The organism is Streptomyces sp. NPDC005402 (assembly GCF_040606575.1).
Lineage (GTDB): Bacteria > Actinomycetota > Actinomycetes > Streptomycetales > Streptomycetaceae > Streptomyces.
The window spans coordinates 410,171-424,086 of the sequence record NZ_JBEXFB010000003.1; the positions used below are offsets into that span (position 1 = coordinate 410,171).

Below are 13,916 nucleotides of genomic sequence, written 5' to 3' on the forward strand. Positions count from 1 at the left end.
TGCCTTACCTCCGTCGTCGGCGGCGGCTGTCAACTCCCGTGCGTCCACCCGTAGCCGCCATTCTCACCCGAATCGGTGAGGATTGGTGTTTTCCGTGGTGTCCATCTGACCAAATCGGCCATGAGGATGCGTCAGCCCTCGGGGCCAACTCCGCGTACACCTGGGGTATGACACGACATGCGGACGCCCCCTACGACCCGTAGGGGGCGCAGCCGCCGATGAGCGGGCTCTTACCATCACGACGGCCACGCACAGTGACGCACGTCACTATCCGGCGCGGTGGACCACCGCGTCGCACAGCTCCATCAGGGCCGCCCGCGCGTCGCACTCCCGCAGCGGGGCCAGGGCCGCGCGCGCGTCCTCCGCGTAGCGCACGGTGTCCCGGCGGGCCTGCTCCAGCGCGGGGTGGGTGCGCAGGGCCGCCAGCGCCTGTGCGTGCCGGGCGTCGTCCGTGAGGTCGGAGTCGAGCAGCTCGCACAGGGCGATGTCCTCGGCCAGGCCGAGCCGGGCCGCCCGCTCCCGCAGCCGCAGGACCGGCATCGTGGGGATGCCCTCCCGCAGATCCGTGCCCGGCGTCTTGCCGGACTCGTGGGAGTCGGAGGCGATGTCCAGGACGTCGTCGGCGAGCTGGAAGGCGACGCCGAGGCGCTCGCCGTACTGGGTCAGGACGTCCACGACCGTCTCGTCGGCGCCCGACATCATCGCCCCGAAGCGGCACGCGACCGCGACCAGCGAGCCCGTCTTGCCGCCGAGCACGTCGAGGTAGTGCTCGACCGGGTCCCGGCCGTCCTGCGGCCCGGCCGTCTCCAGGATCTGGCCGGTGACCAGGCGCTCGAACGCCTCCGACTGCACCCGGACGGCCTCAGGCCCGAGGTCGGCCAGGATGTGTGAGGCGCGGGCGAACAGGAAGTCGCCGGTCAGCACGGCCACCGAGTTGCCCCAGCGGGTGTTGGCGCTGTCGACGCCCCGCCGGACCTCGGCCTCGTCCATGACGTCGTCGTGGTACAGCGTCGCGAGGTGGGTCAGCTCCACCACCACGGCCGACGGCACCACGCCCGGCGCATAGGGGTCACCGAACTGGGCGGCGAGCATCACGAGCAACGGCCGGAAGCGCTTTCCGCCCGCCCGCACCAGATGCTGGGCGGCCTCCGTGATGAAGGGGACCTCGCTCTTGGTGGCCTCGAGCAGTCCCTCCTCGACAGCCGCCAATCCGGCCTGGACATCGGCTTCCAGAGCCTGGTCCCGCACGCTCAGCCCGAACGGCCCGACGACGGTCACGAGGGGTCTCCTGTCTGCTGGTGTCTTCTGGCGGTCACGCGGAATGTCGATAGGTCGCTGCCCTCACTCAAGTCAGCGTATCCGGTCACCTTTGGATCACCGATAGCGCCCGCCCCGTCCATGCCAGGCGGTATCGGATCACGACCGGTATGTTTTTGATCACCTGAAAAGAACGGATATCTATCGATTTGTAGGGAAGTAGCCGCCCTCGTCGTGACACCCGGCGCACTGAAATCGACGGGACCCCACCGATGCGCATCCGTACGTCCTTCCCCCACGAGACGACCCACGACGACGTCCGCATCCCGCTCCCGGACGGGACGCTCCTGTACGCACGCGTGTGGCGACCCCTCACTCAGGAACCGGTACCCGCGATCCTCGAATACCTGCCGCACCGCCTCACCGACTGGACCGCGCCGCGCGACTGGCAGCGCCACCCCTGGTACGCGGGTCACGGCTATGCCTCCGTCCGGGTGGACGTGCGCGGGCACGGCAACAGCGAGGGCCTGCCGGGTGACGTGTACGCGGCGACCGAGCTCGCCGACGGGGTCGAGGTCGTCGACTGGCTGGCCGCGCAGCCCTGGTGCGACGGCCGGGTCGGCATGTTCGGCATCGACTGGGGCGGCTGCAACTCCCTCCAGATCGCGGCCCTCGCTCCCGAGCCGCTCAAGGCGGTCGTCACCGTCTGCTCCACCGACGACCGCTATGACAACGACGCGCACTACAGGGGAGGTTCCGTCCTCGCGGTGGACATGCACGCGTGGGCGGCGACGATGCTCGCCTTCGTCTCCCGGCCCCCTGATCCGCTCCATGTCGGCGACGCCTGGCGGGACAGGTGGCTCGAACGCCTCGACGCGGTCGAGCCTTTCGTCCACACCTGGCTCGGCCACCAGACCCGCGACGACTACTGGCGGCACGGCAGCGTCCGCGAGGACCACGGCGCGATCGGCGCGGCGGTCCTCGCGGTGGGCGGCTGGCACGACCCGTACCGCGACACGGTCCTCCGGCTCGTCGAGCACCTGCCGGCCGACCGCGTACGCGGACTGATCGGCCCCTGGTCCCACCAGTACCCGGACCGCGGCCTGCCGCCCGGCCCGGCGATCGGCTTCCTCCAGGAGACCCTGCGCTGGTGGGACCAGCACCTGAAGGGCGTCGACACCGGCGTGATGCGGGAACCGCTCCTGAGGGCCTACGTCAGCGACTCCCACCCCCCGGCCACGGCCTACGCCACCCTGCCCGGACGCTGGGTCGGCGAGCCGGCCTGGCCTTCCCCGCACGTGACGACGGTGTCGTACGGCCTTCAGGGTGCCCCCGTCCTGGTCCGTTCCCCGCAGCACACGGGGGTGGACGCCGGCCGCTTCCTCCCCGTCGGGAACGACGCCGACCTGCCGCCGGACCAGCGGGAGGAGGACGCCCGCTCGGCCTGCTTCGAGTTCGCGGTGGGCGAGGAGACGTGGGTCCTCGGACGGCCGCGGGTGCGGCTCAGGGTGACCTCGGAGGTGTCGCGCGGCCAGGTCGTCGCGCGGCTCTGCGATGTCGCCCCGGACGGCTCGTCAACCCTGGTCACGCGCGGCGTGCTGAACCTCTCGGCCCGTCACGGGCGGGACCGGGCGGTGCCCTGGGAGCCGGGGGCCACGCAGGAGGTGGCCTTCGAGCTGAACGGCATCGGGCACGCCTTCCCGCCCGGTCACCGCATCCGGCTCGCCGTCTCCTCCGCGTACTGGCCGTGGATCTGGCCGCAGCCCGGGTCGCAGGCGGGATTCACGCTGGAGCCGGCGGGCAGCTTTCTCGAACTGCCGGTACGCGCGCGTGAAGTGAACTCGGCCATCGCCTTCGAGGAGGCGGAGCAGTCCGGTCCGCTGGGGGCCAACTCCCCCGCCACCCTTGACGAGCCCCGCCCCGAGCGGCTGGTCGTCCGTGACGTGGCCAAGGGCGAGTGGCGTCTGGAGGTCGGCCCCCGGCACGGCGGCACGCGCGCGTACCCCGACGGTCTGGAGTTCACCGAGGACGCGCGGGACACGTACACGATCGACGAGCAGGACCCCCTGTCCGCCCGCACCCGCTCGGACTGGTCGATCCGGCTGCACCGCCCCGAGCTCGCCTGGGACGTGACCGTCCGGACCCGCTCGGAGATCACCTGTGACGGAACGGACTTCCTCACCTCCGACGAGGTCGTCTGCACCGACGGCGGCGAGGTGGTCTTCCACCGGACGTGGGAGAAGCGGATCCCACGGACGGCCGGTTGAACATGAGTTGAGCCTTCTTGCCCGTTTTACCCCTCTTGCGCTCGACTGTGATGTGGCCCACTCGTCCGGGCGGATCGGCATGAATGCGGAATCTGTCGATCCGCCTTTTGCTGTGCGCGAGTTGAGGCTTGGCGAACGCAAAGGATCAAGTGCCCCAAATGCCTCTTACCAAGGTCAATAGGCACGGCATGTGAATTCGCCACTTGTTCCGGACATGTGCTCTCGCATACGTTCCCGGCCTGTCGGGCGGACGCCGAATCCTGCCACCGCCCACAACACCCACCGAGAACCACGGCAGGAGCGGGGGAACCAGGTAAGTCGCCGGACCGGTCGTCTTCGGACATACCGGTACGGCTTGGGGTGAAGTCACGCCTTTCGTCGGCGTGGCCGGGCATCTCCCGCCCGAACCCGACAGCTCACCTCGCAGGCGACGGAGAGGAACTTCGCATGTCTGCTGCCGCTCAGCACCGCCGTACCCGTACCAGCCGTCTCGCCCGCAAGCTCGCCGTCGCCGGCACCGGAGTCGCCGTCCTCGCACTGCCGCTCATCGGCGCGACCAGCGCGTCCGCGGCCACCCCGACCGTGCAGACCGCCACCACGCTCGGCTACTCCAACACCCTCGACGGCTGGATCCGGGCCTCCCTCGCCGTCATGGCGGAGCACGGGATTCCCGGCTCCTACGACGGCATCTACCGCAACGTCATCCGCGAGTCCTCCGGCAACCCCTACGCCATCAACCTCTGGGACTCCAACGCGGCCGCCGGCACGCCCTCCAAGGGCCTGCTCCAGGTGATCGACCCGACCTTCAACGCGTACCACGTGGCCAACACCTCGTGGGACCCGTACGACCCGGTGGCCAACATCACCGCGGCCTGCAACTACGCGGCCCAGCGGTACGGGTCCATCGACAACGTGTTCGGCGCGTACTAGGGACTACGCCCGCGGGAAGAGTCTTTCGAGGACGACGGCGATGCCGTCGTCCTCGTTCGACAGGGTCACCTCGTCGGCCACGGCCTTGAGTTCGGGGTGGGCGTTGGCCATCGCCACGCCGCGGGCCGCCCAGTCGAACATGGGGATGTCGTTGGGCATGTCCCCGAAGGCGATCGTCACCTCGGGCCCCAGGCCCAGGTGTTCGGCGGCCAGCGCGAGGCCGGTCGCCTTGGTGATGCCGCATGGCTGGAGTTCGACGGTCCCGGGCCCCGACATGGTGACCGTCGCCAGTGAGCTCACCACCGAGCGCGCCGTGACCGCCAACTCGTCGTCGGACAGGTAGGGGTGGCGCAGCAGCACCTTGCTGATCGGCTCGCGCCACAGGTCGTCGCGCCGGCCGACCCGCACGGCGGGCAGCGTCGGGTGGGGCATCAGATAGCCCGGCTCGATGAGCGTGAGCCCGTCGACACCGTCCTGGTCCACGGCCGCGTACACCTGCCCGACCTCGGCCTCGATCTTGCCGAGCGCGGTCTCCGCCAACTCCCGGTCCAGGGTCACCGACCAGAGCAGACGGTCCGCGCCGGCGTCGTACACCTGCGCGCCCTGTCCGCACACCGCGAGCCCCGTGCTGCCGAGGTCGTCGAGGAGCGGCCGCACTCTGGGCGCCGGCCGTCCCGTCACGACGAGATGCCGGGCCCCGCTCGCCGCCACCCGCGCCAGCGCGGTCAACGACCGGTCGGAGAGCGTGTCGTCGGCGCGGAGCAGCGTGCCGTCCAGGTCGGTGGCGATGAGTGAATATGCGGGGGAGGCGGCCATGATCAGAGAATACGGATGGTTGGCCCCTTCGACTCGACGCGAACCGGACGGCTGCCGCTTTCACATCCGTTGACGGCAGTTCCGGTTCCGGGGAGTGTGGCGGACCGGGTGCGCCGCGGGCGCGCAGGCCCGATGCGGCACCTCGCCTTTGCCGGATGGCCTGTTGGGGCTCACGCCGCCGCAGCCGGCGAAACCCGCCGGGGCACCCCGTGGCGGGAGCTGCCTGTCGGGCCACGGGGCCGGAGGCGGCGAGTCATGATCGGCCACGCCACGACCGGGGATGCGCCCCCTGTGGACCGGGTGCGGTCGGGTGGTGCGCGGCGGTCGGGAATGGCCTCACCCCGGCACGGCGACCGGTCGGCCCCCGTCTGCCTCACGCCACCCGGGCCTCGCTCCCGGCTTCCCCGCTTCCCTGCTCGCCGGCTTCTTCGCTCGCGGGCTTCCGCGCAGCGCTACGCCGAGGCCCGGACCACCAGTTCCGTCGGCAGGATGACGCCTGCCGTGTCCTCGCCCGCGATCTGGGCGAGGAGCATGCGGACCATCTCGGCGCTGATGCGATCGAAGGGCTGGCGCATGGTGGTGAGGGCGGGGGCGATGGCGGTGGCCGCCGGGGAGTCGTCGAAGCCGCCGACGGCGATGTCATCGGGGACCGAACGCCCCGCCTGCTGAAGGACGTTCACAACTCCCAGGGCCATGAGGTCCGAGGCGACGAACACCGCGTCCATGTCCGGGGCCTGGGCCAGCAGGCGGCGGGCCGCCCGTTCGCCGCCGCTGCGCCGGAAGTCGCCCTCGACGACGAGCGCCGGGTCGTAGGGCAGGCCCGCCTCGGCGAGCACGTCCCGGTAGCCGGCCAGCCGGTCGGGGCCGCCCGGCATGTCCAGCGGCCCGGTGACCATGCCGACGCGGCGGCGGCCGCCCGCGAGGAGATGGCGGACCATGTCCTGCGCGCCCTCCCGGTCGGCGGCGGCCACGTAACTCACCTTGGTTCCGCGCCCTATCGGCTTGCCGCAGACCACCAACGGGATCCCGGCGTCGTGCAGTTCGGCCGCGACCGGGTCACCGCTGTGGTTGGAGAGCAGCAGCACGCCGTCGACGTGACCCGAGGTGATGTACCGGGTCAGCCGGCGCCGGTCGTCGTCGCTCTCGGCCAGCATCAGCAGCAGCGGGATGTCGTGCTGGGCGAGCCGCTCGGTGCAACCCCGCAGCAGGACGTTGAAGTTGGGGTCCTCGAAGAACTTCTCCTGCGGCTCGGTCAGCAGGAACGCCACCGAGTCCGACCGGCCCGTGCTCAGGCTGCGCGCATGCCGGTTGACCACGTACCCGGTCTTCTTGATGGCGGCCTCCACGGACCGCCGCGCGGCGGGCGAGACGTAGTGGCCGCCGTTCAGGAAGCGGGAGACGGTGCCCCGCGAGACGCCCGCCTCCCGGGCCACGTCGTGGATGGTCGGTGGCTTGCGGCGTCCGTTCGCGCTGGTGGTCATGTTCCTCGTTCGTGAAATCGGGTGCGGGCCTCAGGCCTTGACCGCGCCGCTCATCAGGTCCAGCGACCAGAACCGCTGGATGACCAGGAAGAGCCCGATCAGCGGCAGGATCGCGAGCAGGCATCCGGTGATGACCAGGGTGTAGAGCGCGGGCTGCGAGGCGCCCTGGGCGAGCAGGGTGTACAGGCCGAGGGTGATCGGGAACTTCTCGTCGTCGGCGAGCATGACGAAGGGCAGCAGGAAGTTGTTCCAGATGCCGACGAACTGGAAGAGGAACACCGTGATCAGGCCGGGCATCATCATCGGTACGGCGATCCGCGAGAAGATCCTCCACTCGCTCGCGCCGTCCATCCGGGCCGCCTCCATGAGCTCGGCGGGCACCGACGCGGCCGCGTAGATGCGGACCAGGTAGACGCCGTACGGCGACAGGATCGACGGCAGCAGCATCGACCAGTACGAGTCGGCCATGCCCAGCTTGGACAGCAGCAGGTACTGCGGTACGGCGAGCACGATGGACGGCACCAGGACGCCGGCCAGGATCATCTTGAAGATGGCCTCCCGGCCGCGGAAGCTGTAGCGGCCGAGCGCGTAGCCGCCGGCGGCGGAGACCGCGGCGGAGAGCAGGGCGCCGAGACCGGCGTAGAAGGCCGAGTTGGCCATCCACCTCCAGAAGATGCCGTCCCGGTAGTCCGTCAGGTCGCTCAGGTTCTGGAAGAACCCGGTGCCGGGGGCGAAGGTGAAGGTGGAGAAGAGCTCCGACCGGTCCTTGGTCGCCGCGATGACCACCCAGGCGATGGGGATCAGGCAGTACAGGGCGCCGAGGAGCAGGACGATCGTCGGCACCCAGGCCGTACGCCGTGTCTTGGCGGCCTTGCCGGTGGTGTCGGCGGTGAGGGTGAGGGGGGTCATGCCCGGTCCTCCCGGGTGTAGCGGTCGGAGATGCGCAGCAGGGTGAAGGAGAGGACGAACGTGGCCAGGGCCAGGACGACCGCGGTGGCGGAGGCGCCGTAGATGTCGGACTGGAGGAAGGCCTTGTCGTAGATGGCCATCAGGGGGCTCCAGGAGCTGGGCAGGCCGTTGGTGAGCGGCTTGAGGGCCATCGGCTCGGTGAAGACCTGGAGGGTGGCGATCACCGAGAAGAAGAAGGTGAGCACCAGCGAGGGCATCACGATCGGGATCTTGATCTTCAGGGCGATGCTCAGGTTGCTCGCACCGTCGATCCTGGCCGCCTCGTAGATGTCCGGCGGGATGGCCCTGAGCGCGGTGTAGATGACGATCATGTTGAAGCCGGTGCCGCCCCAGACCGCGATGTTCGCGAAGGAGAGGTAGAGGTTGCCGCCATCGAACAGGTCGGGCTGCGGGAGGCCGAACTTGTCGAGCAGGTAGTAGAAGGGGCTGACGTCCGGGAGGTAGAGGAAGCCCCACATGAGGGCGGCGATGATGCCGGGGACCGCGTACGGCAGGAAGATCATCAGCCGGGCGAAGGACGCGCTGCGGGCCCTCGGCGTGTCCAGCATCAGCGCGAACAGCAGCGCGAGGCCCAGCATGGTCGGGATGACGATCAGGCCGTATCCGAAGGCGCGCAGGACGCTGTCGCCGAACTCGGAGTCCTTCAGGACGTCGGTGTAGTTGCCGATCCCGTTCCAGACCTGTGAGCGGGCGCCCTTGCCGAGGCCGATGCCCTTGACCTGGACCCTGTGCAGGCTCAGCCAGATCGCGTACCCGATGGGCACGACGGTGAAGGCGGCGAAGAGGGTGAGGGTGGGCACCAGGAACCAGTACGGTGCGCCGCGGCCACGGCGGCGGGGGCGGCTGGGGCGGACGGACTGGGCGGTGCCGGTGCCGTCCGCCAAGGGCCCGGCCTCGATGAGGTCGGCGCCCTTGAGCGGAGCGCTGGTCATGCCTCGGTCACCTCGAAGCCCTGCTTCTTCATGTCGCCGAAGGTCTTCGACTGCATGGTGGCGAGGGCGGAGTCGAACTGGGTCTCCTTCTTCGCCTTGCTGGCCTTGCCGAACGCGTCCTGGAAGGTGGTGTACGCCGTGTTGACGTTGGGGCCCCAGGCCGCGGTGGCCGTGGTCGCGGCGATCTCGCCGGCCGTCGTGTAGAAGTCCGCCTGGTTGGAAAAGAATTCCGGCGTGGTCAGGACGTCGCCGGACTGGCCCTTCGTCGCGGCCGGGTAGATCGCGACCTCCTTGACCAGGGCGGCCAGCGCCTCCGGGTCGGTGTTCAGCCAGGTGGCGAACTTGGCGGCGGCCTCGGCGTGCTTGGAGTCGGTGGAGACACCGGTGGAGGAACCGCCCCAGCTGCCGGTGACGTTCTCGCCGGACTTCCACTGCGGCAGCGGGGCCATGCGCCACTTGCCCTTGGTGTCGGGGGCGGAGGAGACCAGCACACCGGGCGCCCAGACGGCGGAGACCCAGGCGAGGTGGGTGCCCTTGTTCAGGGCGTTGTTCCAGGCCGGGGTGTACATCGGCTGGTTGTCGATGACGCCCTCCTGCACCAGGCCGCCCCAGAACTCGGTGACCTGCTTGGTGGCCGCGTCGTCGATGCCGACGGTCCACTTGCCGGCCGAGTCGACGGTCCACCACTTGGCGCCGGCCTGCTGGGCGAGGCCCGCGAACAGACCGGGGTCGTTGGCGGAGAACGTGGTCAAGTAGGCGTCCGGGACGGCCTTCTTGGCGGCGCGGGCGGTCTCGGCGAACTCCGTCCAGGTCTTCGGGACGCTGAGTCCGTGCTTCTTGAAGAGGTCCTCGCGGTAGTAGAACATCAGCGGCCCGGCGTCCTGCGGGATCGCGTAGAGCGCGTCCGTGCCGAGGGTGACCATGCCCCACAGGCCCTCGGCGAAGTCCGACTTGGTGTCGCCCGCGTACTTGGTGATGTCGGCCAGGACGTCGTTGGAGACCAGGGTCGGCAGGGACTGGTACTCGACCTGGATGAGGTCGGGGGCGTTGCCGGCCTTCTTCGCGGTGATCAGCTTGGAGACGATCTCGCCGCCGCTGGCCTGCTTGGACACGGTCACCGTGATGTCCGGGTTCTTCTTGTTCCAGATCGCGGCGACCTTCTCCATGTTCGGCGCCCACGACCAGTAGGTCAGCTTGACCGGCCCGCTGCTCCCGCCGGAGTCCTTGTCGTCGGAACCGCCGCAGGCGGCGAGGGTGCTGGTGAGGCCGAGGGCTGCGGCCCCGGCAAGGATGTTGCGCCTGCTGATCTGGCGGCGGTTGATCGACATCTTCATCTCCCCTGACATGGAACCAGCCGGTCTCGAAACGTCCCGCGTTCGCGGCAACCGCCGTGGGGGGAGGTTCTGCGGACGTGACCGAGAGGGCTGTGCGCGAGGGCCGCGCGGCTCTGTGATCGTGCACAGTAGAGAATTGTTTCGGCCCCTTGTCAATGGCGGAAGCTTGGGGTTACCTACTTGTTGCTCGCCGATGACAGGGGTGAGGGGAGCTGTGCACGATCACAGAAAATGAGGGTTTTCTGTGGTCGTCCGGCGATTCGCCGGCTCCCCTCACCCCACTCCTCGACCTTCCCCCGGCCCTCCCCCGGCCGCCGAAGTCACCGCAGAGCCGGTATCTCCGTGACCGTCCGCGAAAGGACCCCTTGACATGCGCAGACGCAGTGTTCTCACCGCTGCCGGAGCCGCCGCGCTGGCCGTTCCCGTGCTGGGGGCGGCACCGGCCGTCGCCGCACCGGCCACCACGCGGCGCGGCTGTCTGGACATCCGGGGCGTGGACATCTCCTCGCTGCCGAAGAACGAGGACCACGGGGCGGTGTACCGCACCGCCGACGGCCACCGCGCGGACCCCGTCCGCCTGATCGCCCAGGCCGGCGTCACGCACGCCCGCCTCAAGGTGTGGGTGAACCCGGCCGACGGCTACAACAACAAGGCGCACATCCTGCCGCTCGCCCGCCGCCTCAAGCGGGCCGGTGTCGGCATCTGGATCGACTTCCACTACTCGGACAGCTGGGCCGACCCGGCGCACCAGACCAAGCCGGCCGCCTGGGCGGGCCTGGACGTGGCGGGTCTGGCGAGGGCGGTGTACGACCACACGGCCGACGTCCTGGGCGCCCTGAAGCGGCAGGGCACCCCGGCCCAACTGGTGCAGATCGGGAACGAGTTGAACGGCGGCCTGATCTGGCCCGAGGGCAACTGGGAGCACTTCGACAACATGACCGCCTTCCTCAAGGCCGGTCTGAGCGCGGCCCGCGACACCACCCCGCGCGTCCGCACGATCCTGCACCTGGCGAACGGCGGCGACAACGGGCTGTACCGCTGGTGGTTCGACAACGTGGTGTCGTACGGCGTCGCCTTCGACATCATCGGGCTCTCGTACTACCCGTTCTGGCACGGCCCGATCGCGGACGCGGCCGCCAACATGGCCGACATCACCGCGCGTTACGGCAAGCCCTGCGTGATCGCCGAGACGGCGTACCCGTTCACACTGGAGAGCGAGGACGACGTCAACGACATCATGAACAGCCCCTCGCAGCTGACCGACGGCTACCCCGCCACCCCCGAGGGCCAGGCCGCCTGGCTGCGCACGGTGGCCGACCTCGCCGCCGGTGTCCCGGACGGGCAGGGCCTCGGCTACTGCTACTGGGAGGGCCTGTGGACCTACCGCGCGGGCAACGGCTGGGACCCGACGGACCCCTCCTCGGGCAACGCGTGGGAGAACCTGGCGCTGTTCGACTTCCAGGACAGGGCGCTGCCGGGGTTGCGGACGCTGGGGCGTTATCGGTCGTAGGCGGGGACGGGAGCGGGGACCGGGGGGCGTGGGGGGTAGCGGAGGGTAGCGGGCTTCCGCGCCTTGCCGGTCGTAGGCGGGGATCGCGCGGAGCAGCGGGCCGCCCGCCCCGGGGCGCCGGGGCCTTGGCGCCCGTACGTGAGGGCCGCGGGGCGGCCGGGCTACCGGGTCGGGGACGCCTCGACCTCCGCACCGGCACACGAGCAGCGCGGAAGACAGCGGGCCATCCCTCGCAGGCCGCCGGGCCTCGGTGCCCGTACGCGAGCAGCGCGGGGTGTACCGGGCCATCCCTCACAGGACACCTGGGCCCGGCGCCCGCACACGAACACCGTGCGGGGGGTCCGCACCACCCGACCCGGGACGCCCCGACCTCGGCGCCCGTACGCAAGGACCGCGGAAGGTAGCGGGCATCCCGCACAGGACACCTGCGCCCGGCGCCCGCACACGAACACCGTGCGGGGAGACCGCACCACCCGACCCGGGACGCCGCGACCTCCGCACCCGCACACGAGCAGCGCGGAAGATACCGGGCCATCCCTCGCAGGACGCCGGGGCCACGGCACCCGCACAGCAGCACCGCACGGGGAGACCGCACCACCCGTCCCGGGACGCCCCGACCTCCGCGCACCGCGGGGTGTACCGGGCTACACCCCGCACACGCCGGGCAGCTCCCTCGTGGGTGTGGCCGGGCGGCGGAATCGTGGAGGGCATCGAATCCCGCCCCGAGAAAGGGTTGGCCACGCCATGCGCCGTCGCCGTAGCTTCACCATCACCACCGCCCTGACCGCCGTCGCCCTCACCGCCGTCCTCGCCACCGGCTGCGACCCGAAGGACGTAGACAACTCCCTGGACTGCGTGTCCAACGCCGACACCATCGCGGACAGCATCAAGGCCATCCACGAGGCCGGCTGGGACGCGGTGAAGGACCCCTCGAAGACCGACGACTCCATCGCCACGATCGACAAGAACGTCGACAGGATCAACAAGGTCCAGGACGACTCGGGCGACAGCGAGGTCGACCGGGCCGTCAAGGATCTCGACAAGGCGATCGAGGACTACAACAGGTCCATCCTCAACGGGGACACCACCCCCGACTCGGGCAGGATCGACGCGGCCGCGGACAAGCTGAAGGACGTCTGCCGCTCGTGAGGTCAGCCGTGGGCCGCCGCCAGGTGCTGGGCGAGCCTCGGGGAGGCGAACTCCGTGCCGCACACGAAGCGCATCACCGGGCCGTAGGACGCCGCCGCCGGCAGGCCGGTGAAGTACAGGCCCGGCACGGAGGAGACGTATCCCGCGCCGAGCCTGGGCGTGCCGCGGCTGACGGCGAGCGCGGTGCGCAGTTCGTGCCCGAGGAAGTCCATCGCGGCGAGGTCGACGCGGTAGCCGGTGGCAGCGATGACGTGGTCGGCGGCGAGGCGGTCCGTCGTGCCGGTGTGGGTGAGGACGTCCAGGGCCGGGTGGCCGTCGGTCGTGTCCGCCTTGAGGATCCGGTCCACCTCGGTGACCTGGACCTTGCCCTCGAAGCGGTCGCGCAGCCACCACGCGCCGAGCGGGCCGAGGACCCGTCGGACCAGGTAGTGGCGGGCGCCGGCCGGGAGCCGGCGGTAGGGGTGCGGGTAGTAGCTCAGGGCCCACAGCGACCAGGCGCGGCCGAAGGGCGACTCGGGGCGCAGCCTCGGCTGATTCCACGGCGGTGCGCCGAAGTCCACGCTGCCGCGCCCACGGGCGACCACCCTGACCTGGGCGCCCGCCTCCGCCGCGAGGGCGGCCGTCTCCAGCGCGGACTGGCCGGCGCCGACGACGATCAGCTCCTTGCCCGAGTAGCGGGTCAGGTCGTGGTGCTGGGAGCTGTGGGAGAGCGGGCCGTTGGGGGCGGGTCCGTCGGGTGCGGCGGCGGCCAGTTCCCGGGGCAGGTGGGACAGGCCCGACAGACCGGTGGCCACGACGACCGCCCGCACGGTGAACGACTCCCCGGAGTCGAGCTTGAGCTGGAAGCCGCCCCGTTCGCTGCGGTCCACGGACACGACCCGCACCTGTTCCAGCTCGGGCACCAGCTTCTGCTGGAACCACTGGCCGTAGGCGATGAAGGTCTCCACGGGGACGATGTCCTCGTCCGTCACCAGCCGGGGGATGCCCGCCGCGTCGCAGTAGTCGACGAGGGTGTGCCCGCGCTGGGGCGCGTCGAGGCTGGAGGCGGCCGGCGTCGACTTGAGGAGCATGCCCGCGGGCATGTGGTCGCGCCAGCTGACCATGGGGTCGCCGAAGACGCGCACGGGGATGCCGCGGGCCCGCAGATGGGCCGCGGTCGACAGGCCGAAGGGCCCGGCGCCGATGACTGCTACCGGTTGGATCACGAAGTCCCTCCCCAGGACGTTCACTTCGTCACTTCGTGGTGGTGCCGCTGGTCGTGGTGCGGCTGT

General features: G+C 70.5%; 11 protein-coding genes and 1 riboswitch. Of the genes, 4 read left to right on the plus strand and 7 right to left on the minus strand.

The features are described from left to right. Nucleotides 1-267 precede the first annotated feature (267 nt). Nucleotides 268-1,278, minus strand: a complete 1,011-nt coding sequence (locus ABZT02_RS07880) for a polyprenyl synthetase family protein (RefSeq protein WP_356015316.1) — start codon at nt 1,276-1,278, stop codon at nt 268-270. 251 nt (nt 1,279-1,529) lie between these two features. Here ABZT02_RS07880 and ABZT02_RS07885 point away from each other — a divergent pair, with 251 nt between their 5' ends. Both ABZT02_RS07885 and ABZT02_RS07890 read left to right on the plus strand, forming a co-directional pair. Then, nucleotides 1,530-3,524 (plus strand): CocE/NonD family hydrolase, encoded by a 1,995-nt coding sequence (locus tag ABZT02_RS07885; protein WP_356015319.1) that lies wholly within the window; start codon nt 1,530-1,532, stop codon nt 3,522-3,524. 270 nt (nt 3,525-3,794) lie between these two features. Beyond that, nucleotides 3,795-3,967: riboswitch (cyclic di-AMP (ydaO/yuaA leader) on the plus strand. A 4-nt stretch (nt 3,968-3,971) separates the two neighbouring features. After that, a complete protein-coding gene (locus tag ABZT02_RS07890) occupies nt 3,972-4,454 on the plus strand; it encodes a transglycosylase SLT domain-containing protein (protein WP_356015321.1) in 483 nt (160 codons plus the stop codon). Nucleotides 4,455-4,457: 3 nt separating this feature from the next. Here ABZT02_RS07890 and ABZT02_RS07895 read toward each other — a convergent pair whose 3' ends face one another. The 5 genes from ABZT02_RS07895 to ABZT02_RS07915 all read right to left on the minus strand — a co-directional run bounded on the left by ABZT02_RS07895 (nt 4,458) and on the right by ABZT02_RS07915 (nt 9,986). Next, on the minus strand, nt 4,458-5,270 hold the full coding sequence (locus tag ABZT02_RS07895) for an HAD family hydrolase (RefSeq protein ID WP_356015323.1): 813 nt from the start codon (nt 5,268-5,270) through the stop codon (nt 4,458-4,460). 452 nt (nt 5,271-5,722) lie between these two features. Next, nucleotides 5,723-6,751, minus strand: a complete 1,029-nt coding sequence (locus tag ABZT02_RS07900) for a LacI family DNA-binding transcriptional regulator (protein ID WP_356015325.1) — start codon at nt 6,749-6,751, stop codon at nt 5,723-5,725. A 30-nt stretch (nt 6,752-6,781) separates the two neighbouring features. After that, nucleotides 6,782-7,660 (minus strand): carbohydrate ABC transporter permease, encoded by an 879-nt coding sequence (locus ABZT02_RS07905; protein WP_356015327.1) that lies wholly within the window; start codon nt 7,658-7,660, stop codon nt 6,782-6,784. Beyond that, nucleotides 7,657-8,652, minus strand: a complete 996-nt coding sequence (locus ABZT02_RS07910) for a sugar ABC transporter permease (protein ID WP_356015328.1) — start codon at nt 8,650-8,652, stop codon at nt 7,657-7,659. The genes ABZT02_RS07905 and ABZT02_RS07910 overlap by 4 nt, the downstream gene beginning before the upstream one ends. Further along, nucleotides 8,649-9,986 (minus strand): sugar ABC transporter substrate-binding protein, encoded by a 1,338-nt coding sequence (locus tag ABZT02_RS07915; RefSeq protein ID WP_356015552.1) that lies wholly within the window; start codon nt 9,984-9,986, stop codon nt 8,649-8,651. Before ABZT02_RS07915 ends, ABZT02_RS07910 begins: the two co-directional genes overlap by 4 nt. A gap of 370 nt (nt 9,987-10,356) precedes the next feature. Here ABZT02_RS07915 and ABZT02_RS07920 point away from each other — a divergent pair, with 370 nt between their 5' ends. Further along, entirely contained in the window at nt 10,357-11,496 is a 1,140-nt protein-coding gene (locus ABZT02_RS07920; protein WP_356015329.1) for an arabinogalactan endo-1,4-beta-galactosidase, read from the plus strand. A gap of 744 nt (nt 11,497-12,240) precedes the next feature. Next, the gene (locus ABZT02_RS07925) at nt 12,241-12,645 is read left to right on the plus strand and encodes a hypothetical protein (RefSeq protein WP_356015330.1); all 405 of its coding nucleotides are present in this window, start codon (nt 12,241-12,243) and stop codon (nt 12,643-12,645) included. Nucleotides 12,646-12,647: 2 nt separating this feature from the next. Here the strand turns inward: ABZT02_RS07925 and ABZT02_RS07930 are convergent, their stop codons facing one another. Beyond that, nucleotides 12,648-13,850: an FAD-dependent oxidoreductase gene (locus tag ABZT02_RS07930; RefSeq protein WP_356015333.1), complete on the minus strand. Its 1,203-nt coding sequence runs from the start codon at nt 13,848-13,850 to the stop codon at nt 12,648-12,650. Nucleotides 13,851-13,916: the final 66 nt, after the last annotated feature.